Below are 25725 nucleotides of genomic sequence, written 5' to 3'. Positions count from 1 at the left end.
CACCCTGGACGGCGGCCCGTGTGCGTCTGGCCTCGGCAATGGCAGGCGCCACCTGGGCGGCGGGCAGATCCTTGATGCGCAGCTGGATCGTCTTGACCCCGGCCCCCAGCAGGCGCTTGAGCCACTTGACCGAATCCACCACCGGATAGAGGCCGAGGCTCTGTTCAGTCGGCGCGAAGGGGCCCTGCGGCAGGCGGGCACTGCTTGTCTCATACAGGCCGAAGCGGCGATCCAGGGCTGACCCCGCCAGCACGGCGCGGGGGAAGTGGGCAAGATCGGCTGGCCAGCCAAGATGGGCGATGGGGCCGGGACCCGCGCCCACTCCCTGCGCCGCCGCCAGCCCCTGTTGCAGGTAGGCGCGCGCCAGGGTGATGGCGTCTTCCACCGGGTAGTCCTGCGCCACCACGGCGGCGATGGCGCTGGCGTAGCAGCAACCGGTGCCGTGGCCGTGGCGGGTATCGAGGCGCGGCGCGGCCAGCCAGAATTCGCGGGTCTCGTCCTGGTAGTAGTCCAGACACAGCTCCCCGCTCCACTCCAGATGGCCCCCCTTCACCAGCACGGCGCGGGCGCCGAGTTCGCGCAGGCGCCGTGCGGCGAGGCGCACCAGCTCGGGGCTGGTGGCGGGCAGGCCGGTCAGGGCTTCCAGCTCGGGGCCGTTGGGGGTGATGAGCGACAGACGTGGCAGCAACTGTTCACGCACCGCCGCCAGCATGCCGGGCTCTGCCATGGGGGTGCCGGTGCTGGCGATGGCCACCGGATCGTAGACCACGAAGGGGGCCGGGGTGGCCGCCAGTCGGCGAGCCAGTACCTCGACATGGAGCCGGGTCGGCAGCAGGCCGATCTTGATGGCGGCCGGCGGCAGATCGACACCGAGGGCGTCGATCTGGGCGGTGAAGGTTTGCATCAACACGGGGTCGACCATCTTCACCGCCACCGAGTTCTGGGCCGTGATGGCGGAGATGACCGAGCAGCCGTGCACGCCTAGGTCGTGCAGGGTGTGCAAGTCGGCCTGAATGCCGGCCCCGCCGCCGGAGTCTGAACCCGCTATGGTCCAGACCACGGGGCGGGCCTGCGTCACCGCGGACAGGTCGGCGGGGCTGACAGCCCCGCGCTCGCTGCTCACGCCTCCTCCCCTGCGGCCTGCTTCAGGGTCGCCGCCTGGTGATAGATCTCCCCGCCGGTCTCCTTGAAGGTCTCGGCCATCCGGGCCATGCCGCTCTCAACGTCGGCCTGCTTGAAGGCCTCCGGCTCCTTGTGGGCGATGCCGCTCTCCACCTCGGCCACGACCCGCTCCTGCTGGCCGTCCATGCCGACCATCTTGATCTCTACGGCTTCCAGCTTGGCGGCATAGTCGCGCACGTCCTGGGTGATCTTCATGGAACAGAACTTGGGGCCGCACATGGAGCAGAAGTGGGCCACCTTGCCGGACTCCTGGGGCAGGGTCTCGTCGTGATAGGCGCGGGCGGTGTCGGGATCCAGCGCCAGGTTGAACTGATCCTCCCAGCGGAACTCGAAGCGCGCCTTGGACATGGCGTTGTCGCGGATCTGGGCGCCCGGGTGGCCCTTGGCAAGGTCAGCTGCGTGGGCGGCGATCTTGTAGGTGATCAGCCCCTGCTTCACGTCTTCCTTGTTGGGCAGGCCCAGGTGTTCCTTGGGGGTCACGTAGCAGAGCATGGCGCAGCCGTACCAGCCGATAAGCGCCGCGCCGATGCCGGAGGTGAAGTGATCGTAACCCGGCGCGATATCGGTGGTGAGCGGACCCAGGGTATAGAAGGGCGCCTCATGGCAGTGCTCAAGCTGCTCGGTCATGTTGCGCTCGATCATGTGCATGGGCACGTGGCCAGGGCCCTCGATCATCACCTGCACGTCGTACTCCCAGGCGATCCTGGTGAGCTCGCCCAGGGTGCGCAGTTCGGCGAACTGGGCCTCGTCGTTGGCGTCATAGACAGAGCCCGGGCGCAGGCCGTCACCCAGCGACAGGCTGACGTCGTAGGCGGCGCAGATCTCGCAGATCTCGCGGAAGTGCTCGTAGAGGAAGTTCTCTTTGTGATGGGAGAGGCACCATTTGGCCATGATGCTGCCGCCACGGGAGACGATGCCGGTGAGGCGCTTGGCGGTCATGGGCACGAAGCGCAGCAAGACGCCGGCGTGGATGGTGAAGTAGTCCACCCCCTGCTCGGCCTGCTCCAGCAGGGTGTCGCGGAACAGCTCCCAGGTGAGGTCTTCGGCGATACCGTTGGTCTTCTCCAGCGCCTGGTAGATGGGCACGGTACCGATGGGGACCGGGCTGTTGCGCAGGATCCACTCGCGGGTCTCGTGGATGTAGCGGCCGGTGGAGAGATCCATCACTGTGTCGGCGCCCCAGCGGGTGGACCAGACCAGCTTCTCCACTTCCTCTTCGATGCTGGAGGTGACCGCCGAGTTGCCGATGTTGGCGTTGATCTTCACCAGGAAGTTGCGGCCGATGATCATGGGCTCGGCTTCCGGGTGGTTGATGTTGCTGGGGATGATGGCGCGCCCGGCGGCCACTTCATCGCGCACGAACTCGGGGGTGATGTTCTCCGGCAGTCTGGCGCCAAAGCCCTGACCCGGATGCTGGGTACGCAAGAGCTCGGAGCGCACCCGCTCGCGGCCCATGTTCTCGCGCAGGGCGATAAATTCCATCTCCGGGGTCACGATACCGGCGCGGGCATAGTGCAGCTGGGTCACCCGGCGGCCCGGCTTGGCACGGCGAGCGCTCGGCAGATGCTCGAAGCGCAGGTGATCCAGCCCCTCGTCAGCCAGGCGCTCCTGGGTGAAGGTGGAGCTCAGCCCTTCCAGCGCTTCGGTGTCAGCACGCTCCAGCACCCACTCCTCGCGCAGACGCGGCAGGCCGCGGCGCACGTCGATGGGGGCAGCCTCTTCCCCATAGGGGCCCGAAGTGTCGTAGACCGGTACCGGCTCATTGGGCTCGAACTGGGGGGCTTCCTTGGTGCCGCCGACGAAGGTGTCCGCCAGCTGGATCTCCCGCAGTGGCACCCGGATGTCGGGGCGAGAACCTTCGATAAAGATGCGGCGGGAGTTGGGGTGAGCCATCCCCTTGAGGTTGTCGATAAAGGTCTGGGCGCTGGAGCGCTGCTCGCGGCGGCTGGACTTGGCGGTATCAGAAACATTGGTAGACATAGCAAAACTCACATTAACTGGTTGAAGTTATGGGTGTTTGCTTGTCTGGAGTTCGAGGAGAAGATGAACTTGCGGCGGGATGTGCTCGGGGGAGTGGGCGATGGATCTCTCCTGCCCTGCTGACCCTCTCTCCCTGACAGGAGAGCCGGCGCCTGATGGACGACCGGTGGGGCAGCCTCCCCCTGTGCGCCTGTAGCGGCCAGAGGCGGTCTGCCTCTGGCTGGCGGGAAGGTGCTCCTTCCCCGGCGCGGTAACCCGCAAGTTACCCTTGTTTCCCTTCGCAGGTCTTAACCTGATCAGGTTCCACGGATCCCGAATTAACGGTCTCAGCTTAGCGTCGTTCGACGGTCAGCACTCCGACAAGATGGCGCCAGTATAGGGGGGGAATTTTAAAGTACAAGCCATTAACAAGGGGAAAGCGGAAGAGGTCTCACTCTGGGTCTTCCAGAGGATCCTCGGGATCGGGAATGAGGATCTCGGCGAGACGCCCCTCCTCATCCCGGCTCAGCACTAGGCGGCGCCCCGGCTGCAGATCGGCGGCGGAGCCGTTCAGCCAGCGGGTCTCTGCATCAAACACCAGCACGCCGAGATCCTGTAGCAGCAATGCCTGGCCCGAGCTTGCGAGCAGCCGATCCTCCGCCCGCCGCCAGTGGCCCTCCTGCACCGGATCCGGCGCCGCGTGGAGTACACGGATCGTCTCGGCCACGCCATAGCGGCTCTGGATGGCGAGGCGCATGCCGGGCCTGAGGGCGTCATCGCCTGCCACGCCGTGCAGTTCGGCGCTGCCGAGTTCGAGCTCAGCCCCCTGAAATTGCAGGCGCACGCCGTCGTTGTGCTCCAGCTCCACCAGCCAGAGCTCGGTGTCGTCGGCGAAGGTGCAGAAGGGCAACAGCAGCAAACACAATGCGGTTCTGGTCATGGCAGGGTGGCCCGGGGTCAGCGCGATGAGGTTTAACTATGGGCCGGGATGCGCGATTTTTCCCCTCGTGGCGCGCCTCAGTCCTCCTCCCGGCACTGGCTCAGGCGCATGCCGTCAAATCTGCACTCCAGCTCCAGCCAGCGCCCCTCGAACGGTGCCAGACTGTCGTCCGAGGTGGTGTAGCCCCAGATCCGCCCCTGCGCTACCGGCCCCTCCAGCTCCATCTCGTCCGCCTCCTCCAGGGGCTCCACCTCACGGATCAGCCGTGACTCCCCCGTCGCTGTCTCCTGCACCACCCCCTCCAGCTCGACCCAGGTGCCGCCGAGATCGTCCTCGTCGAGACCCTCCTTGAAGCGAGTCTGCTCATCGAGTACGAAGGGCATGCCGTTGACCATCAGCTGGCCCAGCTGCCAGCTGGTGCGGCCGGTGAGCTTGAACTCGGCCGCCTGCACCAGACCAAAAGGTAATGAAATCAATAGCCAGAGGGTGCAGAGAAACTTCTTCATCGGGGATCCTCGGGGTTACACTGGCACACAGGATGACGCATCCGGAGTGAAATGGCCGTGAAATCCCGGCCAGAACCAGGAGATCAGAGCATGAAAATACTGGTGGTGGAAGACAATCCCCAGGTGGCGGAAACCATCATGGATTATCTGGAGCTGGCCGGGCACAGGGCGGACTGTGCCTACCACGGCCAGGCCGCCCTGCAGCGGCTGGCCGAGGAGCGCTTCGACGTCATCATCATGGACGTCATGATGCCCCGCCTCGACGGGCTTAGCGCCGTGGAGCGGCTGCGGGCGGATGGCATCTCGACACCGGTGATCTTCCTCACCGCCCGCGACAGCCTGGAAGACAAGCTCGCAGGCTTCAAGGCCGGGGGCGACGACTACCTGGTCAAGCCATTCGCCATGGAGGAGCTGGAGGTGAGGTTGCAGGCCCTTGCCCTGCGCGGCCCCCGGGGTGACATGGGCGCCCTCAGCTTCGGCGATCTGACGATAGACACCGCCGAGAGCCGCGCCACCCGCGCCGGAGTGGAGCTCAAGCTCGGCAAGATCCCGTTCCGGATCCTCACCCTGCTGGTGAAACGCGCCCCCCAGCTGGTGACGCGCCAGGAGGTGCTCGACACCGTCTGGGGGGATGAGGAGCCGGACTCCGACGCCCTGCGCAGCCACATCTACGCCCTGCGCAGCGCCCTCGACAAACCCTTCCCTACCCCCATGCTGGAGACCCTGCACGGCCAGGGCTACCGGCTGGTGAAACCATGAGTGCCCCTATGCCCCCTGGCCCGCCGCTGCCGAGCCTGCGCCGGCGGCTGATCCTGGCGCTGGGGGGCGCCGGCCTGCTGCTGCTGATGCTGCTGAGCCTGCTGATGGTGGTGGCCGAGGACAAGATGGAGGAGCTGAGCCTGCGCCACTGGCTGGAAGCCGAAGCGACCCGCTACGGCGATGACTGGCTGCGCCTGGGCGAGCTGGCCCCCGCCCCCAGCCCGCGTCTGTTTTCCAGCTACTGGACCGAGGCGGGTCGCCTGCCAGCCTGGCTCAAGGCTTACCGCAACCCCGGCTTCTTCGAACATCAGCTCGGCCGCGAGGACAAACACTTCCTGGTCAGGCCCCATCCATCCGGCCAGGGGCTGCTCTACCTGGTGTTCAACGACGACGCCGACGACTATCTGGACCCCTACGAAGACAGGTTGCACCTGGTCACCCGTCTCATCGGCCTGGCCCTGCTGCTGGGGAGCCTCGCCTTCGGTATCTGGCTGGTGCGCCACATCACGGGGCCCCTGGAGCGGCTGCGCCAGCGGGTCGCCCACCTGACCCCGGATCAGGGCGATTTCGTGCCCGATGCCCCCTGGCAGGAGCTGCGAGAGATAGAGCAGGCGCTGCTCGCGGGCAAGCGCGAGGTAGCCGCCGTGTTTGCCCGCGAACAGGAGTTCAGCCGCTTCGCCAGCCACGAGCTGCGCACCCCCAACATGGTGATCCAGGGATCCGCCGCCCTGCTCGGCAAGGTGACGGATCTGCCCGCCCCGGCAGCCCGCGCCACCGCCCGTATCCGCGCCGCCGCCGACGAGATGGCCCTGCTCACCGAGACCTTCCTGTTGCTGGGCCGCAAGGAGGCCGTGGAGCGCCCGCCCCAGCAGGTGGCGCCGCTCATTCGCCGGGAGCTGACCCGCCTCGCCCCCCTGTTGCAGCGAGAGACGCTGGATATCCGCCTGCACCTGGTCGAGGAGAGCGAGGTACAAGCGCCCCTCTCCCTGCTCGCCATTGCGCTCGGCAACCTGCTCAAGAATGCCCTGAGCTACGCCGAGGGGCACATCGAGATCACCCTGCACGAGCAGGTGCTTACCATCAGCAATCCCACGGCGGCAGCGCCGGATCAGATCCTCGGCTATGGCTGCGGCCTCACCATCATCCAGCGCATCTGCGAGAAGCTGGGCTGGCAGATAGAGACCCGGCTGGAAGACGGCATCTTCAGCGCCCGGCTGGCGATGTGGGGGCCTGCCCCCTGAAAACGAGAAGGCGCCCAAGGGCGCCTTCTCTCTCTTCGGCCGGGGCGACCCCGAAGGTCACTCCGCCGGCTTGTGCTTGCGGCTCGCCTTGAGCTCGAGGAACTCGATGATTTTGCCCGCCACGTCCTTGCCGGAGGCCGCTTCCACCCCCTGCAGGCCGGGGGAGGAGTTCACCTCCAGCACCAGGGGGCCACGAGCGGAGCGCAGGATATCCACACCGGCCACGTCCAGCCCCATGATCTTGGCGGCCTGCACCGCAGTGGCTCGCTCCTCCGGGGTGATCTTGATGGCCGAGGCCTCGCCGCCCCGATGCAGGTTGGAGCGAAACTCCCCCGGCTGGGCCTGGCGGCGCATGGCAGCCACCACCTTGCCGTTGACCACCAGACAGCGGATGTCGGCGCCATTGGCTTCGCGGATGTACTCCTGCACCAGGATGTTGTTGTTGGTCTGGATAAAGGCCTCGATCACGCTCTCGGCGGCCTTCTGGGTCTCGCACAGCACCACCCCTATCCCCTGGGTCCCTTCCAGCAGCTTCACCACCAGAGGGGCGCCCCCCACCATCTTGATGAGATCGGGGACGTCGTGCGTGCTGTGGGCATAGCCGGTCACCGGCAGGCCTATGCCATGACGGGAGAGCAGCTGCATGGCGCGCAGCTTGTCACGGGAGCGGGAGATGGCCACCGAGCTGTTGAGGGCCATGGTGTTCATCATCTCGAACTGACGCAGTACGGCGGTGCCATAGAAGGTGATGCTGGCACCGATGCGCGGGATCACGGCGTCATAGCTCTCCAGCTCCCGTCCTTCGTAATGGATGGAGGGGCTGTGGGAAGCGATGTTCATGTAGCAGCGCAGGGTGTCGAGCACCTCGACCTGATGCCCACGGGCCCGGGCCACCTCGACCAGACGGCGGGTGGAGTAGTTGTTGGGCTCACGGGATAAAATGGCAATATTCATGGAAATGGCAGACCTGATAATCGGACTGGAGAGTATAAGGTGCCATGAACGACTGGCAACGCCAATCCTTTCCCCTCACCATGCGCGGTTCTGCAAGAACGGGCAAAAAACGAGAGTGCTGCTCTCATAAACGGACCAAAGCCAGGGACCGTTCTGCAAGACGGCGCCAGCCACCAGCCCTCATGCCGGATGGCGTGCAACGAGCGTCAATGGGGGCCGCGAAGCCCTTGTTGCAACTCAAGCAGCAGGGCCACCTCCTGCAGACGGCGGGCTGTGACCCCGCCCCAGCCACCCGGAGGCACGGGGGCCAGCAGGGTCTGGGCGATGCAGTCGCGATAGAGCGGTCCATTGTGCTCCCAACCCTGCATGCCGCCGGCATCGTGATGATGCAGCCACTCCAGGTTGCCACGGCGAAGCAGCTCGATGCGCCGCTCATCCTTGAGATGCAGACAGAGCCCCTTCTTCTCCACCCCGGGACCGGCGTACTTGTCGAGCCAGAGGATCAGGGGCACCCCCGCCGCCTCGCCGCGCAGGCAGGCCCGTCCCTCGGCGGTCTCCAGATCCCCGCGCCGGATGGGCTGCCCCAGGCGATCGCAGACACCGTCCGCGACCAGACGCAGGCTGTCGTCCCCACCCAGGGCCACCAGCAACTCGCGGATCATCGCCAGCAGGTGGGTGCCGATGTCGAGGATCACCCCGTCGGGGTGGCGCAGTTCCCGCCGATCCGGCTCGCCGGTGGCAAAATTCAGGGCATAGGGATGTCCCGCCTCGTCCAGGCCGCAGGGCTCCAGCAGAAAGCCCTCCACCGCGCTCACCTCGGCGAGGGTAGCGGGCGCAATACCGGCACCGTCCTGTTCCCGAGGCAGCCAGCCTTCATCCAGCCCACCAGTCAGCAGCAACCGCTGCACGGCGGTACGGGCCATCCAGTGATCCAGCGCCAGCACCCGGCCCGCCACCGCGGGGTCTGCCAGCAGGGCATGCAGACGATCGCGCTGGGCCAGAGTGGCCACCACGGGTTTCTCCACCAGGATAAGGGGAACGGTACTGGCCAGCGCCTGTTCCAGCACGGGCAGGTGCAGCAGGGAGGGGGTGGCGATGACCAGCCTGTCCAAGGGCGCGGCCAGCAGGGCCGCCAGGGTCGGTGCAGGGATGACACCGGGCAGGGTGATGGCGGGGTCAAAGCCCCGTATCTCGACATCTGGCGCCAGGGTGGCGAGTGCAGGCAGATAGGCGGTCTGCACCACGGCCCCCAGGCCGACAAATCCAACCTTCATGGCAACCTCTAAATGGCGTCTGTTCCCGAAGCCCGCCCCGCACGCGTGATGCGGGGCGGGCAGGGATCAGTGCAGGTTCGGCCCCAGCCAGCGCTGTGCCTCCTCCAGGGTCATTCCCTTGCGCACGGCGTAGTCCTCCACCTGATCGGGCTGGATCTGGGCCACGGCGAAGTATTTGCTGTCGGGGTGGGAGAAGTACCAACCCGACACCGCCGCCCCCGGCCACATGGCGTAGGACTCGGTGAGCTGCATGCCGATGGCCTGCTCCACGTCCAGCAGCTCCCAGATGCTCCCCTTCTCGGTGTGCTCCGGGCAGGCCGGGTAACCGGGCGCCGGGCGGATGCCGCGGTAGTTCTCGCGGATCAGCTCCTCGTTGGAGAGCGCCTCGTCCGGGGCATAACCCCAGTGCCGCTTTCGCACCTGCTCGTGCAGGTACTCGGCAAACGCCTCCGCCAGACGGTCGCACACCGCCTGAATGAGGATGGCGTTGTAGTCGTCGTGATCCGCCTTGTAGGCCTTGGCGATGGCCTCCTCGCCGATGCCGCCGGTCACCGCAAAGGCGCCTATCCAGTCCGGCTTGCCGCTCTCCTTCGGCGCCACATAGTCCGCCAGACAGTAGTTGGGGAAACCCTGCTTCTCGCTCTGCTGGCGCAGGTGGTGCAGCACTTTTTTCACTTCAGTGCGCGACTCGTCGGTGTAGACCTCGATGCTGTCCCCCACGGCATTGGCCGGGAACAGGCCGACGATGCCGGCACAGCGCACGCTCTGCTCCTTCTCCAACTGGTCCAGCATGGCGTTGGCGTCGGCAAAGAGGCGCGTTGCCTCCTCCCCCACTACCTCGTCTTCAAGGATGCGGGGGAACTTGCCCGCCAGCTCCCAGCTCAGGAAGAACGGCGTCCAGTCGATGTAGGGGCGCAGCACCGAAATGGGCACGTCTTCGAACTTCTGCACACCCGGCTCCCGGGGCGCCGGGGGCTGATAGCCCACCCAATCCAGCTGATGGCGGTTGGCGCGGGCCTCCGCCAGCGTGATGGGGCGCGAGCGCGGCTGCTTGCGGGCGTGCTGCTCGCGGGCGATCTCGTACTCCTTGTCGATGCGGGCGACAAACGCCTCCTTGAGATCCGGACTGAGCAGGCTCTGGGCTACCCCCACGGCGCGAGAGGCGTTGGAGACATAGACCACGGGTTCGGAGTAGTTCTGCTCTATCTTGACCGCAGTGTGGGCCTTGGAAGTGGTGGCGCCGCCGATGAGCAGCGGCAGCTTGAAGCCCTGGCGCTCCATCTCTTTGGCCACGTGCACCATCTCGTCCAGGGAGGGGGTGATGAGGCCAGACAATCCGATAATGTCGGCGTTCACCTCCCGCGCGGTCTTGAGGATGGTCTCGCAGGAGACCATGACCCCGAGGTCAACTATCTCGAAGTTGTTGCACTGGAGCACCACGCCCACAATGTTTTTGCCGATGTCGTGCACGTCTCCCTTCACGGTGGCGAGCACGATTTTGCCGTTGCTGGAGCCGCCGGACTTCTCCGCCTCGATGTAGGGTTGCAGGTAGGCCACCGCCCGCTTCATCACCCGGGCCGACTTCACCACCTGGGGCAGGAACATCTTGCCGGCGCCGAACAGATCGCCCACCACGTTCATGCCGTCCATCAGCGGCCCCTCGATGACGTGCAGCGGCCGATCGGCCTGGGCGCGCGCCTCTTCGGTGTCCTCCTCGATGAAGTCGGTGATGCCCTTCACCAGCGCGTGTTCCAGCCGCTTGCCCACCGGCCAGCCGCGCCACTCCTGATCCCGCGGATCTTCGGCCTGGGCGCCCGCGCCGCGATACTTCTCGGCGATGGCCAGCAGCTCCTCGGTGGCGTTGTCATTGAGGTTCAGCACCACCGCCTCGACCTTCTCTTTCAGCTCGGCCGGGATGTCTTCATAGATGGCGAGCTGGCCGGCGTTGACTATCCCCATGTCCATCCCGTTCTTGATGGCGTGGTAGAGGAAGACGGCGTGGATCGCCTCGCGCACCGGCTCGTTGCCCCTAAAGGAGAAGGAGACGTTGGAAACGCCGCCGGAGATCATGGCGTGGGGCAGGTTATCCTTGATGTCCTTCACCGCCTCGATGAAGTCCACCGCGTAGTTGTTGTGCTCGTCGATGCCGGTCGCCACCGCGAAGATGTTGGGGTCGAAGATGATGTCTTCCGGCGGGAAATCCACCCGGTCCACCAGGATGCGGTAGGCACGCTGGCAGATCTCGAACTTGCGGGCGCGGGTATCCGCCTGGCCCACCTCGTCGAACGCCATGACGATGACGGCGGCGCCGTAGCGACGCAGCAGTTTCGCCTGCTCGATGAATTTCTCCTCCCCCTCCTTCATGGAGATGGAGTTGACCACCGGCTTGCCCTGCACGCACTTGAGGCCGGCCTCCAGCACCTCCCACTTGGAGGAGTCGATCATCACCGGCACCCGGGCGATGTCCGGCTCGCCAGCGATGAGGTTCAGGAAGCGCACCATGGCCGCCTCGGCGTCCAGCATCCCCTCATCCATGTTGATGTCGATGATCTGGGCACCGTTTTCCACCTGCTGCTTGGCGACGTCCAGGGCCTCGTCGTAGAGCCCCTCCTTGATGAGTCGCTTGAACTTGGCCGAGCCGGTGACGTTGGTCCGCTCACCCACGTTCACGAACATGGATTCGGGGGTGATGATGAGGGGCTCCAGGCCCGACAACCGGCAGGCCACCGGCAGATCCGGCAGGGCGCGGGGCGTGATGCCCGCCACGGCGTCGCTCATGGCGCGGATGTGTGCCGGGGTGGTACCGCAGCAGCCGCCCACCAGGTTGAGAAAGCCGCTTTGGGCCCACTCGCGGATATGCTCCGCCATCTCGACCGCATCCAGGTCGTACTCGCCAAACGCATTGGGCAGACCGGCGTTGGGGTGGGCGCTCACGAAGGTTTCGCTGATGCGGGAGAGCTCCTCCACGTACTGGCGCAGCTCGTCCGGGCCCAGCGCGCAGTTGAGGCCAAACGACACGGGTTTGACGTGGCGAAGGGAATGGTAGAAAGCCTCGGTGGTCTGGCCGGAGAGGGTGCGGCCGGAGGCGTCCGTGATGGTGCCGGAGATCATCACCGGCAGGCTGTAGCCCAGCTCTTCGAACACCAGGTCCACCGCGAAGGCAGCCGCCTTGGCGTTGAGGGTGTCGAAGATGGTCTCGATCAGGATGAGGTCGGCACCGCCCTCGATGAGAGCGTGGGTCGATTCGGTGTAGGCGGCCACCAGCTCGTCATAGGTGACGTTGCGCTTGCCGGGATCGTTCACGTCCGGCGAGATGGAGGCGGTACGGTTGGTGGGCCCCAGGACCCCGGCTACGAAGCGCGGCTTGTGGGGCTCTTTGGCTGTCCACTCATCCGCCACGGCGCGGGCCAGCCGGGCTGCCTCCCGGTTGATCTCGGCGGAGAGATCTTCCATCTCGTAGTCGGCCATGGCGATGCGGGTGGCGTTGAAGGTGTTGGTCTCGAGGATGTCGGCGCCGGCGGCGCAGTACTGGTCGTGGATCTCGCGGATCACGGCGGGACGACTCAGCACCAGCAGGTCGTTGTTGCCCTTGATGTCGGTATGCCAGTCGGCAAACCGCTCCCCCCGGTAGTCCGCCTCACCGAGCTTGTAGCCCTGGATCATGGTGCCCATGGCCCCGTCGATGATCAGGATCCGCTCCTTGAGACAGGCTTCCAGCTTGTTTGTCACATCCGACTTTTTGTTCGACACCGCTCGTTCCTCTTACATCCATGCAACTGCGTAAACAGCATCCTAGCAGCAAACAAATCAAATGGAAATCTAGCCGTCTATCTGTCCGAAGATTCGAGCATATACTCATAAGTAGGTAATGAGTAAGATGTGGCCCAAGAGTACCCTATGCCCGTCCTCAATAGGGATACGTGCTTGCTGTTTACTAAAAAAGAGAAAAACAACTATGAGCGTCTACTACACACTCTGCTTCCTGGCAGCGTTGGCGATCTTTATCGCCTTTGCCAACCAGTATGTTGTGAAGATCCAGACCACCATCGCCATCACCGCCGGCTCCATGCTGATCTCCGCGCTGATGGTGCTGTTCGGCAAACTGGGTTGGTTCAATCTGGAACCCCTGGCCGTCAAGACCATGGAGAGCATCGACTTCCAGAACTTCCTGCTCAAGGGGATCCTGGGCTTCCTGCTGTTCGCCGGCGGACTTGGTATCAACCTCAAGGCATTGCGCAGCCAGAAGTGGGAGATCACCATTCTCTCCATCGCCGCGACCCTGCTATCCACCTTCCTCATCGGTTACGGCTTCTGGTTCATCGCCAAGCTGCTGGGCTGGGATGTGCCGCTGGTCTACTGCATGCTGTTCGGTGCCCTGATCTCCCCCACCGACCCCATCGCCGTGCTGGCCATCGTCAAGAAGATGAAGGCGCCGCCCCAGATTGCCATCCAGATCGAGGGGGAGTCCCTGTTCAACGACGGCGTCGGCCTGGTGATCTTCGCCACCGTGTTTGCCGTAGCCTTTGGCGGTGTCGAGCCCACCTTCACCAGCGTGGCAGGTCTGTTCCTGCATGAGGCCCTCGGCGGCATCCTGTTCGGTGCCGTGCTGGGTCTCATCGCCCACGTGATGATCAGCGCCACCGATGACGGTTCCCTGGAGCTGCTGCTGACCCTCTGCATCCCGACCGCCGGCTTCGCCTTCGCCAACATGATCGGCGTCTCCGGCGCCCTGGCCATGGTGGTCACCGGCATCATGATCGGCAACTGGACGCGTCACTCCGGCTTCTCCGAGCAGAGCAGCCATCACCTGGATCACTTCTGGGAGTTGATGGATCAGTTCCTCAACGCCCTGCTGTTCCTGCTGATCGGTCTGGCGCTGGTGCTGCTGGATCTCGCCTGGCAAGACTGGATCCTGCTGGTCATCGCGGTGCCGCTCTGCCTGGCCTCCCGCTTCATCAGCGTCTCCCTGCCCTATGTGGCCTTCCGCAAGTTCCGCAGCTACAACACCTTCTCGGTGCGCATCCTCACCTGGGGCGGTCTGCGCGGCGGTCTGGCCATGGCCATGGCACTGGCGCTGCCCTCCGGCGTCATGATGCTGCCGGAGCACGGCGTCGATCTGCGCCAGGTGATCCTGGTGATGACCTACTCGGTGGTGATGTTCTCCATCGTGGTCCAGGGCATGACCATCACCCCCATGATCACCGCCGCCAAGAAGGCCTGTGGCGACGCCTGAGCCACTCCCTGACTGGCCACCTGAAAAAGGGCTCCCTCGGGAGCCCTTTTCGTTCGCCCTGACCGGGCAGGGAGAGCCCCCGCCCCGTCACGACACAATTAGTGTTTGCTTTTTATGCATTTCGAGGAGAGAATGCGCCCCGGCTAGTTAATCAGCCCTGATTATGTTCGCAATGCTTCACCTCACGATGAATCCTGCCAGTACCCGCATAACCTTCTTCTGATTTACTCGCCTTGAGAACCGTTCAGGCTGTCTGCCTGCGTTGCCCGGCTCTCACGGTGCAGACCCGATCTGCCCACTCCCAAGTAGCATCATGCATCCGCATGGTCCTTGGCGCATTCCTTGAAAGTGCAGACGCCCTCACCTGGGCTGGGTATTCCTGCGCGCCCGTCAGCCAGAGTTCTGACCGCGCCCATTGACCTGAAATTTGCCAACACAAGGAGCAAACACTTAATTTATATAGAGAAATACCATGATGAAAAGCGTACAAACCCGCAAACCCCTGCGTCGCAGTAAACCCATCAACCTGCCTGTGCAAGAGCACGACGACGATGCGTTTCTGATCCAGTTCAGCACCCGCTTCAGCGGTGGCTTCGCCATCTCCTGCGATGGTATCCCGGGCGAGTTCTCCATCGAAGAGCTCAACTGACGTTTCGCCTCGTCCGATGAAAACCTGCCTTGCCTCTGAAAGCCCCATGTTATATAAGGCCCAGTGAGAATCATCGTCCTATCTTGTGATGGGTGGTGATATCAGTTAGGGATACATGTGTGGGGTTTTTTATGGGGTTTAGTGGGGTTTTGAAATGGCACTAGGGATCACCTCGCTCAGAAAAATGCTTGGCACCAAGCATGATGGCTCCAAGCCAATCCGGAAGGTTGACCGCGGAGATGGGTTAAATGCGTTCTGGCATCCGAGCGGAAAGGTAAGCTTTGTCTTTCGCTATCGCTTCGATGGCAAAAATCTGTAAGTCACCCTGGGGAAGTTCACCAACAACAACGCAGGGATCGACCTTGAAGAAGCTCGTCGAAAGACAGAACAGTGCAAAGGATGGCTAGCCGCTGGCCACAATCCAGCACTGATGCTCAAACTGGCCAAAGAAGAACGGCTAAAACCAGTGACGGTAAAAGATGCGATTTGTTACTGGCTTGATAACTACGCTGCCCAGAATAGGAAGAACGCCCCAAAAATCAGGCAACTGTTCCAAAAGTGGCTCTTTCCCAAGATAGGCGATCTCCCCCTAGTTGATTGTGAAACCAGACACTGGCTGGTGGTCTTTGATGCATGCAACAAGCAGGCGCCTGTTTCCGCTGGCATGCTCTTCCAAATATCCAAACAGGCGTTGAAGTATTGCCGTGTTCGGCGCTACGCAGCCTCTGACGCACTCAATGACCTGACCATTTCAGATGTGGGTAAACGAGGTGGGAAAAAGGATCGCGTGCTGAGCCTTGCAGAAATCCACACTCTCATGGAGTGGATCAAAAGCCCCTCCTCCAACTCCTACTATCGTGCGCTATCGCTCTTGTTACTTACTTTTGGCGCGAGAACGGGTGAAGTTCGGGAGTCTCATATCACAGAATGGGACTTAGCCGCTGGGATATGGACTGTTCCAATCGAACACTCAAAAACGGATCACAAGATTGTTCGAGCCATACCAGAACAGATCAAACCTGTAATAACCGAACTAATCGCTCAAGCGAAACAGAACAAAACCCACTATCTCCTCGGCTCGCTGAAGAAACTGAACACTGTGTCCACCTATGGCCATAAATTATCCGTGCGGCTTGGTCATACCCCCTTTTGGACCTTTCACGACCTGCGACGCTCTCTAGCCACCCATCTCACCGCAGCAGGCATTGCCCCCCATGTTATCGAAATCATCTCGGGCCATAGCCTTAAAGGTGTAATGAGCCACTACATCCATGATCATCGCCTGTCAGAACAGAAAGTGGCTCTGGAGCTATGGCAGTCAATTATCTGGAACAGCCCCACTAACACCAATATCATCCCGTTCAATCACGCTGGTGGACGATTGTAGTTATCATGATAAAAAACAATTTACCGGTTACGGACTACCTCAAAATCTCCAAGGCTGCGGCCATACTTGGATGTGAGATCGAAGATATCATCCACTGGGCCGCAAATCGGAGAACTACACTTTTTTTGAAGTTAGATGATGCAGAATGTGCCGTCATCATACGCAACCTGACCCCAATAAACCCACATGACTCCTTCGATAAAAAGATGGAATATCAGGCCCGACTGGTCAGCGCAACGCTGAACATTACCCAGGGAGAATTTGGACTCGCACAGCTCAACTTCAATGATGTCCGCCCGAATAAACAGCTTGGTGACGTTCCCATGTTTTACCGCTTCAGCTACGGCGGTGTTACTTTTCCATTGACCATGATGGCCAAGGCATCTGGACTCTGGTCTGTGGGGCATAGCTTTACCAAGCAGCTTGAATCTTATGGCGCTGTGGATTTCCGCTCCTTCTTTTTGGAACATGGCTATTTGCTTAGCATTGAGAAGCCTATTGAAGGCTTTCAGGTCTCCATTGTGCCCGTCACCTCTATTGAAGAACCTGCGGTCCCAGATCATCGTATATTGCCGGAACATCTGTGGCTGACTAGTGAAAGCATGCAGCGGTTACTTGGCCACACAGCCCAACATGCAGCCAGTCAACGCTTGCAACCGCAGAAAAAGCCTCAACGATACTCGCCTAAAAAACATGCCATGATCTGCTTTCTGACCGAGTTGCTGATGGAACGGGACGATGTACTGTCCACCATCGCCTTTGAGCAGCATCCACTCATATCCTCGAACTATCACCATTTGGTCACCAAACTGAGTCACGCCCTGCAGTGTCCTGCCGAGGAGCTGATCCGAAATCTTCTGAGCCGGTGCGCATACTCCTCGATAGCCTTCCCCTTTCTGGTCAACCAGCAGTTCGAGGACTGGTCGAACACTGCAATTGCAGAAGCAATACACACGCTGATGGACTCAAGAGAACGGGACCTAATACAGTGCCAATTGGCTAGCGTCGACAAAAACACCATCCAAAATTGGTTAAATTAAACCCAATCACGGTGAGTTAATCTAACTCACCGTGATTCAACCTTCTCTCACCTCACATCTGAAAATAAATCCGGGAAGATGCGTCTATCAAATCCAACGAGACGAGGTGAGCAGTGATTTCTCAAAAGATCCTTTCGATTACAGCCGTTTGTGAGCTGGTAGGTCGCAATCGTCGCACCCTGTGGGCATGGGTGCGCGATGGTGTCTTCCCTGAGCCTATCAAGGTTCATGGTAAAACTGTTGGCTGGCCAGAATCGGTATACCAGAATTGGCTGGCAGCGCAGATGGCGGGTAAATAATGGCCAAATCACCATTTTGCTATCGCACTTTGGCAGCAGCAGATAGCGGCACTCTTCAACCAATACTCAAACACAAAGACCTGCAACGAGTACTGGGGTGCTCAAGAACGACCATCTATCGTTGGATCGCACTGGCCAAGCTCCCCTCTCCCCTGAGACATAATAACGGGCGGATCATGGGGTGGACAAAACAACAGATTGAAGCCCTATTAACACAACGCTGAATAAAAAAGAGGAGGCAATCGCCTCCCTTATTTGGTACTTGATGTAACAAAGTGAAACATTGAGGCCGTTTTTTCCTTAAACAGAAATGCCTATTGCAGAGCATCCGGCCATAAACGCCGGGGGAAAGCTGCGATCCACTGCTGCCCAATTCGCTAGGATATTAATAATATATGCCCGATTTTAATAATGATTCTTCTTTATCATTACCCTTCAACTATGAGTATCAAGGCCATGCTTGGGCGGTCATCAAAAGCTTTCATATCAGACGAGAGATAATGGATGGAATTTTTCAAATTATGGAAAAGTTCTTCAGTAAGACAAGCAAGCTCACGGCTATTCGCTTGGAGTTAAAGATGAAGCAATGGACAAAGGATAACCGGCCGATCAGCCAATTATGCCAACAGTTAAAACGTCAGTTAATCCATCATTATGGCCAGCTTTACAATGGTTATATCTGGGTCAGAGAACAAGGAAAGTCCAAAGCCCAGCACTACCACTTGGCACTACTACTTGACGGGCAGAAGGTTAAACACTCAGACACGGTTTACCGTATAGCTAAAGCAATGTGGACCTATGGTAATCTTTCCCTACCTGATAACCCCTTTTATCACGTTCATCGTGATCGTCTGGATGAACACAGGTTGCTGATCTACCGCTTGAGCTATTTGGTAAAAGCTGAAACCAAGGGAGAGCGGCCACCCGCCGTCAAGGATTATCAGTTCAGTCGAACAATTAGGAGAAATTAAGTAAAGACAACGAGATGCTATACGACAAGGCCACCGTATAGGGAATAGCATGGCCGCCTGGCTGATAGGAATCAGCATGCCATCCCCAGCAGAAACTTCAACCAAAAGGGCTATTGGATGAGTGCAAAAAATAACGAAAATAATGAGTGGGGTGTCATTGAAGAAAAATTACGCCTCATGTATGGAGATGAATTATTCCAGCGTGTAACTGAAGATGAGTGGTGGAAGCATTATTATTTTGAACGACGTAAAAAGCTGGATAAACAAATAGCACGCCAAAGAAACACCATTGTTAAGCCGTTGATGTTTCCTTCTATTTTCACTGACCAGAAAACTGTGGCTAAGATAAATAGGCAAAACGGGCAGCGCTCCCGGTGGTTCATGGAAAAATTCTCCAGAATATTTGCCCTTGAAGATCTGCGGCCGATTGATTGTGTGGCACACCTGATCATCAAAATGTCCTGGCATCCCCATCATGCCCACATTTGGGCAGTGGCGACTTACCCCGGAGTCACCAGTCAACAATTGACTGATTACGTGGGAGTGGCCAGCTCAAACCACAGAATGGTGTTTCGGCGTTTGAATAATGACCTATACCACGTTGGATGGCAGTGTATCTCAAGTCCGATAGGCTACAAAAATGAGCCGTGGGGCTGGTACTTAGAGAAAATCTGAGAAGTTATCATCGGAAGTAATCGGGGAATAGGATCAGATCAGCGTTGCCTGATCTGATCACTTTATCTGATCAGATCAGCCTTACCTGATCACCTATCCCTAGAAGGCTGGCGACGAGCAAAGTCACGTCCTGTCTAGGGTTGGTAATGATCATGGGGATTTGAGTGGGAAAGCGGCAGGCGTGTAAATCCGCCGCTCAATGCCCGTCAAAAAATTCGCTTGTCTCGTTACGGGTGATCACTACAGGCGTCGATCACCTTGTCTTTATTTCGCTCGAACTCAGTCCGTACCAGATCAGGCAAAAGGATCTTGATGGCACCATCCTCAACTAGATGCTCAATTACCGTAAGCATTGGCAGTTCGGACTTCTGAGAGGAAATGTCAAGCCATACACATGTGTCGAACATCACTAGATGCATTGAAGCTCCTTTTTGGGTTTTAGATTATTAGGCTTGGTCTAAGCTGCGGTTTTAGTGGCGCAGTACTATCGCAGTTGCTTGATACGTTCTTGGAGAGCCAGGGCAGTTGTGACGTTTTTAGCTGCAAGTGCAGCGGTTATCTCGACAAGAGCCTGCCGTGCTTGGGCGTCTTGCAACAGGGCTTGCGTGTCAGAACTCAACGCCGACGCCACCAGGTCCACCAGCGCGTCTCCTGTACCCTCTCGGTACCAGCGGCCGGAAGGCTCGCATTCCTTCAGCGTGGCGGCTAGCCAGCGAAGTCCATCAAGGCGAAGCGGGGCTCCGAAGTTCGTCGTCAGGAATTGGCAGAAGCGCGTAACGCATTCTTCATCGTGAGCCAGGTGCGTGGCGGCCCAGCGCTCGTAAATATCCTTCATGCGCAGAGCGGTGCCCGGGTTCAGGCGTGATAGCGCATCCTCGGAGCCGAAGCCGAGCAGGTCGCAAATCAAGCGCTCGCCATAGAACCAGAGGCCAGGTTGAGACCAATCAGCGGCGAGGCCATACTCTGCGGTGGCCCGCCAGACGCGCTCGAATGCCACCGGGTCATCACCTTTCCCAAGACGCAGGAATAAGCCGCGAATGAAATGTTGCAGCGCGTAGTGAGCGGCTGGGCCATGGGAGAGAATAGGTTCCCAGACCGCACGTGCTTCCCCTTCGGCCGCCGCGATCGACAGGGCTCCGAGCTTCAGGAGGATGTCGTAGCCGAGGTTTTGGCTCGGTAGATCGTATTCGCCATACTCATTCTTCTCGCTCGCCCTAGCGCGCGCGACTTCGTAATCCCAGATGCGCAGCGCCAAGCGCGTATCGAGGTCGCGATCGCCTGTCCCATCGCCTTCGATAAGCCAGTTGAACAGGACTTCGAGTAAGTGACCGTCTAGCGAACCACCCCGTTCGCGCTCCGGATTTCCGCGCCTAGTCTGGTCACCGGCGTTGTAGAGCCGCATCCGGCGCAGGAAGTCCAAACGTCTTCGGCCCGCGACCACACGTTTGAAGTCGAGGTCATCCGGCGTTGCATTCAGTCCACGCAGTGGAAAGCGTCGCAACCGCGTCAGCCAAACCTTCCAGGCGCTATCCGCAGCGTTGTCATCACCGTGGCGCGGAGCGAGCAGGATTAGGCCCGACCAGAACAGTCCGGCGTGGAGCAGCCGCCACCACGTGGTGCCAAGCTGCTCTCGATTGGCATAAGCAACGCCGACCACAACTGCAGCCGCTCGCTTGTCGCCGCTCGTCAGCAGGCGCATGACGGCAGTTTCCCACTCTTGAACTCCATCTTCATCGGCGAGCCACAAGTGCATGACGGCGTAGGCGACGAACTCAAGCTCATTTCGTAAGCTCCCCATACGCCGTCCGCGAATATCCTCTCCTGTCGACGCGACCGCAGCCACTCCGGCGCGCACCACTTGGAATACGAGCTTCTGCGCTTCGGGGTTTTGGGATAGCCAAGCGCCCCCCAATGTGACGAGCGTGGCGGCAGCAGCGAAACGGCAATTTGATTTTGCATCCTCATTTTCGCCTTCCTCCCCAGTCTCACACTCCTGCAGCAGATTGAAGAGGTACGCGGCCTCATCGTTGGTGAGCGGCTGGCCGCCCCGAAGCCGCTGCTCGCACTGGTTCGGAACAAGGAGGTATGCGATTGCGGGCGCGCAATCGGCCTGCCACGATTGCACCTCACGGCTCAATTCGTCAGGACAGACGAAGCACTGGGTTTCTGCGCCCGTCGCCGAGTCAGTGACGCTCCGGTAGTTGACCCGGTCGAGCGTAGCGAAGATCAGCTTGAATTCCAGCGCCTCCTTCGGATCTTCAGGCAGAACCCAGATCGGCAGCAGTGCTTTAAGACGCCGCGCAATGTCGTCGTCTGCCAACAGTAGTTTGACAACGATATCGAGGAACTTCTGCTGGCGATGGGGCGCCAGAGTCCAGTCACGGGCAAAGTTAAACATTGCCTCACCACTACGGAGCCAGGACCCCGCGATGAAGTTATGGCCAACTTGCTTTACGCGGATGCTGTCCCAATAGAACAGGTCGGGGAACGTCAGCAGAGCCGAGAGGGGTCCCATCAGCAATGACGGCCGATACTTGGCGACGTTGAGGAGCGCGCTGACGAGCGCCGCGGAGTTTCCCTCCCCCAGTATCTTCTCGATATCAGCGGTGATGTCCTCACCCGCGTCGAGCCGCAGCATGAGCCATCGCTCCAACGCATCGAGAGCGCAGAACAGGTTTCCGTTGCGCATCGAGTCATTAGACTGCGGCCAGCCGAATACCTGCCACCAGCCAGGGAAGGTCTTCTCCGACCCGTCCGCAAGTTGCAACGTCACCCCGGGGGCCCCACCGGTTCGCCCCTTCATGACCTCGGCGACCCAGCGCTCGGTGCAGAAGTTCACCAGCACGATGAGCGAGGTGAGCGCAATTTCTGGGGCCAGTTGGAAGAAAGGGAAGAATGGGCTTTTCCAGAAGGCCGTAGGGTATGTGCCTTCGGAGTATTTGAGGCCGAGGTTCATTTCACACACGGACCCGTACTCCCGTTCCGGCTGGTCCTCGATGATGAGCGCGAGCAGGACTTCGGCCGCCAGCTCGGGCTGCGCACGCATGAGAGACTGGATACCGTTCTCTTTGATACAGGCGGTCCGAAAATCCATGTCGACCTTGTTGAAGGCACCCAGCGGCCAAGGCGGCAAGCGCTCGAGGAACGACCCGAGGGAGAGCGGCATCAACTTCAGTGCTTCTTGCCGAGCCTTGTATTCGGCATCAGTCTTCAGACGCTCGGCGTGCGCCTTCGCTTTCTGTAGTTGAACCTCGGCGATACGTCGTTTGACGTCAACGTCGGTCTCTCGGCGGCCCGCGAGCTCGAGCGCCCAGTTCCCGACCTCGGTTGGCAGATCTGCAGCACCAGCCAGCGGAGCGGTGTACAGTAACGGCTCACGCATCAGGTACTTCACGCCGTGGCCCTTCTCGACCTGCACGGTCCGAGCCATGGCGAGCGCCATCTCCGCCATCTCTCTGCGGAAAGGCATCGGATTGCCACTGCTCAGCGTATTCGGCGTATTCGTCAACCATGTCTTGATGACCTTCGCGAGAGCGGATGAAACCAGCCCAGCCAGTTGCTCCCGCTGGGCGATGAGGAAGCGGAGAACAGGCGGCCACCGGCCAAAGACAATCGAGCGATACTGGGCTTCCATGTACAAACCAACCGCTACGTTCTGTCCCATTCCGCCGCCGGTCGGCACCGTCGCAATGTGGTGAAAGCGCAGAAGCAGCCTCGTAAAGTGTGTCGCGCCGTTGTCGAGCAGAAGGTCGACGCGTTCGGTCAGGAAGCGTTCAGCGTCGGGGTCCAAGCAGAGCGCATCAAGGAGGATATCGCTCGCCAGTTCGTTTTTTACCTCTGCCGCAATCCCTAAGGCGAGGTCCCAAGCTGTGCCAGTATCAGTCGGCTGTCGCAGTAGGAACTGGCCCAGCATCCGGAGCGCGCTCGTCCAGAGCGGATTGCTCGCCAGGGAGGCCCACGTTGACGTGTCAGTACAAATCTGTTTCAGGAACTGGAAGCGAGCCCAATCCGCCGCGAGATCGTGTTCGAATTCGATACGGTTGGTCCGCTCGTTCAGGCGCAGCGGAAGCTCGTCAGGCCGCTGCGTGAACGTCACCGTGTCCGCCGGCTCCAAGCCGGTCAGCGCGAAGCTGCGCTCGAACGATGCTTCTCGCACAGCGAGGCGCATCATCAACGACTTAACGTCGATGCGGTCCTTCGTCCAGTACTTCCAGAGACAGTCCGCGATGGCGGTGTGAGAAGCCAGTCCGTCGGCGTTTGACCTGATCGCCGCACCTGCCTTGATAACCCAAGCCAATGTCCGCAGGTTCGTCAGCGCGGCGATGGTGTCGTCATGCGCAGCCAACCAGCCCAAGGTAGGCGACGGTAAGAGTGCTAGCTTCACGGCATCGCTCTTGAGCGCCTCGACCTCGACCAGATGCACCCTCCACCTACGGAGTATCGTCTCTTCGCCTTCGATCCAACTCTGGGTTTGCGTGACGATGACGATCCGCCACGCCCCCTCAGTCTCTCCTCCGTCATTCGGCAGGATGGCTTGAAGCAGCTGACGGATGACGACAAACTCGCTGGCCTCGATGCGTTCCGCGCTGTCGATGACCAGTACGTTCTGCGGCTTCACGGTGGCGCTCAGTACAAGCGAAAGTTCGTGCGTCAGGGGAAGGGCGCCGCGCCGCGCCGCACTGAGCGCCGTCTTCAGGTCTTCCGGACCGAACCACACCTGGTTCCAAGATGGATATGCGCCGTCCAACACCGACTTGACCAGAGCCGACTTGCCAGAGCCCGACTCCCCGAAGACCACCGTAACCGGGGTGTCGGCGACCGTAGCCTGGAGCAATGCCTTCTCCGCCGTACGGGGTACGGTATAGCCTGAGGGCAGCTCCGTCTCTATTCGCACTTTATGGTCCGCGGTGATGCAGGAGAGCGTCTCCCAGTCACGCTCAAAGTCTGGATGATGACGAAGGCCGAACTGGCCCCGGAGCAAGGACAGCAGGCCCTGAACGGTGATGGTCCCGTTGCGTAGGCGCACCTCTTTAGCGACGTTGATAAGATCCTTCCAGAGAGTCTGCGCTTCGTCGTCACTGCCAGACACGAGCAAGCGTCGACATTGGGCAATAGCCTGAGCCTCGGTCTCTGAGTGCGCGAACTGAAAGTCAGTCGGTAACACGTGCAGGTGACGAATGAGTTCGATGGTCTCCTCATCGGATGCGCTACCCGGCGTCTGGACGCTATCGAAGACTCGCGACTGCTTTTTGTTTCTGCGGATGCGACTCATCGTGAGTGCCATATCCGTGCCACTACATGCGTTCTTAACTTCGCGCCACACAGGGTCGAACTCTTGATGCGTCCCTTGCGTGACTAAGGCCAGTCCGTCGGTGATACGGTTGAACGGCCCCTGAAGGGCACGCCACTGCTCCCAGGTGCACGTCACGAAGTCAGCTGGGAGGCCGGCCGCGGTTACTTGCAAGTTCCCTTTCGCCGAGATCGCAAGCCGACGCAGCGCGGTGGTGGTCTGAGCCGTCAGCAGCAAGTCGTCAATACACCATCCCAAGGTCGATACTTGAGCCTGAACCTGCGTGACCACGCCGCCGATACCCGGAGCTTGCTCACCTGACAGGGCCTTCACCAATTGCCAGGCGCTTATCAGGTCTTCGAACTCGAACCCAGCACCGCTCGTCGACCGCAGCGTTGCGGGCGCACGTTTCGCGCTGCCGCCACGAGGCGCTTTCGGTTTCGATGTGTTCTTAGGCTGTGCCATTAGCTTCGGAATCCTTGTAGCTGTGCCATATCAGTCGGCGAGAGGAAGGGATGCGGGCTCATCACGGACTTATTGTTGGCTTGAAGCAAGCCATAGGCCCCCGATGGCTAGTCAATCAGCCCATGCACCTCTCAATCAGGTCCACATACACCCGCGCTTCGCGGCTAAAGCCGAAGGTGGTTTTAAGACCCCCTTGCGGCCCTTGTGCAAACCCTGCACCTCTGCACAGGATTGCATTTCTGGGCGGCCGACATATTTGTCTGTGTAACGCTTGGCTTGCGGATAGATGACGTCAAAGCCACGTCCACCAGCGGCCTCACCGCTGTTTGATAGCCGCTTGGCAAGGCATTGGCTAGTCGCTCAGAGGGAAAGCGTAATGCTGGTGAACTAGTTCAAAGACTTCCAGCAGAGGGCTCGGGGGACCATCGGCCAATACCTTGAGCAATACCTGCATCATGGTTTCATAGCTGAATAGTGTTTTTTTCATGAGATGGCCAGATTCAGACAAAACTGGTAGTTATCTTGCCATAGTGTTCTTCATAGGCCCATTAGATAACGTTCAGAGTGTTCGTGGGTTTATTTATATAGGGGAGCAAGACGCTGGTGGACTGGACTTGTAGTGGTCTGATCATCCCGGACACCATTTTAGGTGGTACAGTCGCCACCATGACCTGAGGTGTTCAATGACAAGAGTACGTCGCTCATTTACTGCTGAATTCAAACTCGAAGCCGCATCCCTGGTGCTCGACCAAGGCTATTCCGTCTCCGAAGCCAGCCGTTCGCTGGATGTCGGCGAAACAGTGCTTCGTCGATGGGTTCAGCAGCTTCAATCCGAACGAACTGGCACCACTCCTGTCAGCAAAGCGCTGACTCCGGAGCAGCAGAAAATCCAGGAGCTGGA

19 protein-coding genes and 1 riboswitch are annotated in these 25725 nt (G+C 60.3%); of the genes, 10 read left to right on the top strand and 9 right to left on the bottom strand.

The window, feature by feature from the left end; translation table 11 throughout:
* From thiD to BN1136_RS06810, 4 genes are all read right to left on the bottom strand, one after another.
* Positions 1-1123: bifunctional hydroxymethylpyrimidine kinase/phosphomethylpyrimidine kinase (gene thiD, locus BN1136_RS06825; RefSeq protein WP_043808246.1), on the bottom strand; the 1123-nt coding region annotated here is incomplete at its 3' end.
* Positions 1120-3162, bottom strand: a complete 2043-nt coding sequence (gene thiC / locus BN1136_RS06820; RefSeq protein ID WP_043756974.1) for a phosphomethylpyrimidine synthase ThiC — start codon at positions 3160-3162, stop codon at positions 1120-1122. The genes thiD and thiC, both read right to left, overlap by 4 nt.
* A gap of 255 nt (positions 3163-3417) precedes the next feature.
* Positions 3418-3531: riboswitch (TPP riboswitch) on the bottom strand.
* 61 nt (positions 3532-3592) lie between these two features.
* On the bottom strand, positions 3593-4081 hold the full coding sequence (locus tag BN1136_RS06815) for a hypothetical protein (RefSeq protein WP_043756971.1): 489 nt from the start codon (positions 4079-4081) through the stop codon (positions 3593-3595).
* A 77-nt stretch (positions 4082-4158) separates the two neighbouring features.
* The gene (locus BN1136_RS06810; RefSeq protein WP_043756968.1) at positions 4159-4587 is read right to left on the bottom strand and encodes a hypothetical protein; all 429 of its coding nucleotides are present in this window, start codon (positions 4585-4587) and stop codon (positions 4159-4161) included.
* A 90-nt stretch (positions 4588-4677) separates the two neighbouring features.
* On the opposite strand from BN1136_RS06810, the gene BN1136_RS06805 reads away from it, so the two are divergent.
* Both BN1136_RS06805 and BN1136_RS06800 read left to right on the top strand, forming a co-directional pair.
* The gene (locus tag BN1136_RS06805; RefSeq protein ID WP_043756965.1) at positions 4678-5346 is read left to right on the top strand and encodes a response regulator transcription factor; all 669 of its coding nucleotides are present in this window, start codon (positions 4678-4680) and stop codon (positions 5344-5346) included.
* Complete coding sequence (locus tag BN1136_RS06800) at positions 5343-6587, top strand: sensor histidine kinase (protein WP_043808243.1); 1245 nt, start codon at positions 5343-5345, stop codon at positions 6585-6587. Before BN1136_RS06805 ends, BN1136_RS06800 begins: the two co-directional genes overlap by 4 nt.
* A 57-nt stretch (positions 6588-6644) precedes the next feature.
* Here the strand turns inward: BN1136_RS06800 and rimK are convergent, their stop codons facing one another.
* The 3 genes from rimK to metH all read right to left on the bottom strand — a co-directional run bounded on the left by rimK (position 6645) and on the right by metH (position 12565).
* Positions 6645-7541: a 30S ribosomal protein S6--L-glutamate ligase gene (rimK, locus tag BN1136_RS06795; protein WP_043808240.1), complete on the bottom strand. Its 897-nt coding sequence runs from the start codon at positions 7539-7541 to the stop codon at positions 6645-6647.
* Positions 7542-7747: 206 nt separating this feature from the next.
* The gene (locus BN1136_RS06790; protein ID WP_043756961.1) at positions 7748-8815 is read right to left on the bottom strand and encodes a Gfo/Idh/MocA family oxidoreductase; all 1068 of its coding nucleotides are present in this window, start codon (positions 8813-8815) and stop codon (positions 7748-7750) included.
* 66 nt (positions 8816-8881) lie between these two features.
* Positions 8882-12565, bottom strand: a complete 3684-nt coding sequence (gene metH, locus BN1136_RS06785) for a methionine synthase (RefSeq protein WP_043756957.1) — start codon at positions 12563-12565, stop codon at positions 8882-8884.
* 205 nt (positions 12566-12770) lie between these two features.
* Here metH and BN1136_RS06780 point away from each other — a divergent pair, with 205 nt between their 5' ends.
* From BN1136_RS06780 to BN1136_RS20155, 7 genes are all read left to right on the top strand, one after another.
* The gene (locus tag BN1136_RS06780) at positions 12771-14048 is read left to right on the top strand and encodes a cation:proton antiporter (RefSeq protein WP_043756954.1); all 1278 of its coding nucleotides are present in this window, start codon (positions 12771-12773) and stop codon (positions 14046-14048) included.
* Positions 14049-14523: 475 nt separating this feature from the next.
* Entirely contained in the window at positions 14524-14697 is a 174-nt protein-coding gene (locus BN1136_RS19750) for a hypothetical protein (RefSeq protein ID WP_167332213.1), read from the top strand.
* A 430-nt stretch (positions 14698-15127) separates the two neighbouring features.
* Positions 15128-16084 carry a site-specific integrase gene (locus tag BN1136_RS06775; RefSeq protein WP_231557838.1) on the top strand — a complete coding sequence of 319 codons (957 nt, stop codon included), beginning with the start codon at positions 15128-15130 and terminating at the stop codon, positions 16082-16084.
* Positions 16085-16089: 5 nt separating this feature from the next.
* Positions 16090-17124 (top strand): hypothetical protein, encoded by a 1035-nt coding sequence (locus tag BN1136_RS06770; protein WP_043756951.1) that lies wholly within the window; start codon positions 16090-16092, stop codon positions 17122-17124.
* Positions 17125-17237: 113 nt separating this feature from the next.
* A complete protein-coding gene (locus tag BN1136_RS19745) occupies positions 17238-17423 on the top strand; it encodes a helix-turn-helix transcriptional regulator (protein WP_081843569.1) in 186 nt (61 codons plus the stop codon).
* Positions 17424-17818: 395 nt separating this feature from the next.
* On the top strand, positions 17819-18394 hold the full coding sequence (locus BN1136_RS06765; RefSeq protein WP_043756948.1) for a YagK/YfjJ domain-containing protein: 576 nt from the start codon (positions 17819-17821) through the stop codon (positions 18392-18394).
* A 117-nt stretch (positions 18395-18511) separates the two neighbouring features.
* Positions 18512-19069, top strand: coding sequence for a hypothetical protein (locus BN1136_RS20155; RefSeq protein ID WP_152552588.1), 558 nt, complete (start codon positions 18512-18514; stop codon positions 19067-19069).
* Positions 19070-19296: 227 nt separating this feature from the next.
* Here the strand turns inward: BN1136_RS20155 and BN1136_RS20470 are convergent, their stop codons facing one another.
* Together BN1136_RS20470 and BN1136_RS06755 are read right to left on the bottom strand one after the other, a co-directional pair.
* Complete coding sequence (locus BN1136_RS20470) at positions 19297-19476, bottom strand: PIN domain-containing protein (protein WP_268749061.1); 180 nt, start codon at positions 19474-19476, stop codon at positions 19297-19299.
* A 77-nt stretch (positions 19477-19553) separates the two neighbouring features.
* On the bottom strand, positions 19554-24824 hold the full coding sequence (locus tag BN1136_RS06755) for a hypothetical protein (protein ID WP_043756940.1): 5271 nt from the start codon (positions 24822-24824) through the stop codon (positions 19554-19556).
* A gap of 683 nt (positions 24825-25507) precedes the next feature.
* Between BN1136_RS06755 and BN1136_RS19735 the strand changes: the two genes are divergently transcribed.
* Positions 25508-25725 (top strand): transposase (locus tag BN1136_RS19735; RefSeq protein ID WP_156135297.1); only part of this gene is annotated, 218 nt, incomplete at its 3' end.

The organism is Aeromonas taiwanensis (genome assembly GCF_000820165.1).
Classification (GTDB): domain Bacteria; phylum Pseudomonadota; class Gammaproteobacteria; order Enterobacterales; family Aeromonadaceae; genus Aeromonas; species Aeromonas taiwanensis.
The sequence above is the reverse complement of the archived record's forward strand: the minus strand, read 5'-3'. Positions and strand labels throughout refer to the sequence as shown.

Excerpts from the sequence above, each read along its gene's own strand:
- thiC (WP_043756974.1), bottom strand. The coding sequence starts at position 3,162 with ATGTCTACCAATGTTTCTGATACCGCCAAGTCCAGCCGCCGCGAGCAG.
- BN1136_RS06815 (WP_043756971.1), bottom strand. The coding sequence starts at position 4,081 with ATGACCAGAACCGCATTGTGTTTGCTGCTGTTGCCCTTCTGCACCTTC.
- BN1136_RS06810 (WP_043756968.1), bottom strand. The coding sequence starts at position 4,587 with ATGAAGAAGTTTCTCTGCACCCTCTGGCTATTGATTTCATTACCTTTT.
- BN1136_RS06805 (WP_043756965.1), top strand. The coding sequence starts at position 4,678 with ATGAAAATACTGGTGGTGGAAGACAATCCCCAGGTGGCGGAAACCATC.
- BN1136_RS06800 (WP_043808243.1), top strand. The coding sequence starts at position 5,343 with ATGAGTGCCCCTATGCCCCCTGGCCCGCCGCTGCCGAGCCTGCGCCGG.
- rimK (WP_043808240.1), bottom strand. The coding sequence starts at position 7,541 with ATGAATATTGCCATTTTATCCCGTGAGCCCAACAACTACTCCACCCGC.
- BN1136_RS06790 (WP_043756961.1), bottom strand. The coding sequence starts at position 8,815 with ATGAAGGTTGGATTTGTCGGCCTGGGGGCCGTGGTGCAGACCGCCTAT.
- BN1136_RS06780 (WP_043756954.1), top strand. The coding sequence starts at position 12,771 with ATGAGCGTCTACTACACACTCTGCTTCCTGGCAGCGTTGGCGATCTTT.
- BN1136_RS19750 (WP_167332213.1), top strand. The coding sequence starts at position 14,524 with ATGAAAAGCGTACAAACCCGCAAACCCCTGCGTCGCAGTAAACCCATC.
- BN1136_RS06775 (WP_231557838.1), top strand. The coding sequence starts at position 15,128 with ATGCTCAAACTGGCCAAAGAAGAACGGCTAAAACCAGTGACGGTAAAA.
- BN1136_RS06770 (WP_043756951.1), top strand. The coding sequence starts at position 16,090 with ATGATAAAAAACAATTTACCGGTTACGGACTACCTCAAAATCTCCAAG.
- BN1136_RS06765 (WP_043756948.1), top strand. The coding sequence starts at position 17,819 with ATGCCCGATTTTAATAATGATTCTTCTTTATCATTACCCTTCAACTAT.
- BN1136_RS20155 (WP_152552588.1), top strand. The coding sequence starts at position 18,512 with ATGAGTGCAAAAAATAACGAAAATAATGAGTGGGGTGTCATTGAAGAA.
- BN1136_RS20470 (WP_268749061.1), bottom strand. The coding sequence starts at position 19,476 with ATGTTCGACACATGTGTATGGCTTGACATTTCCTCTCAGAAGTCCGAA.
- BN1136_RS06755 (WP_043756940.1), bottom strand. The coding sequence starts at position 24,824 with ATGGCACAGCCTAAGAACACATCGAAACCGAAAGCGCCTCGTGGCGGC.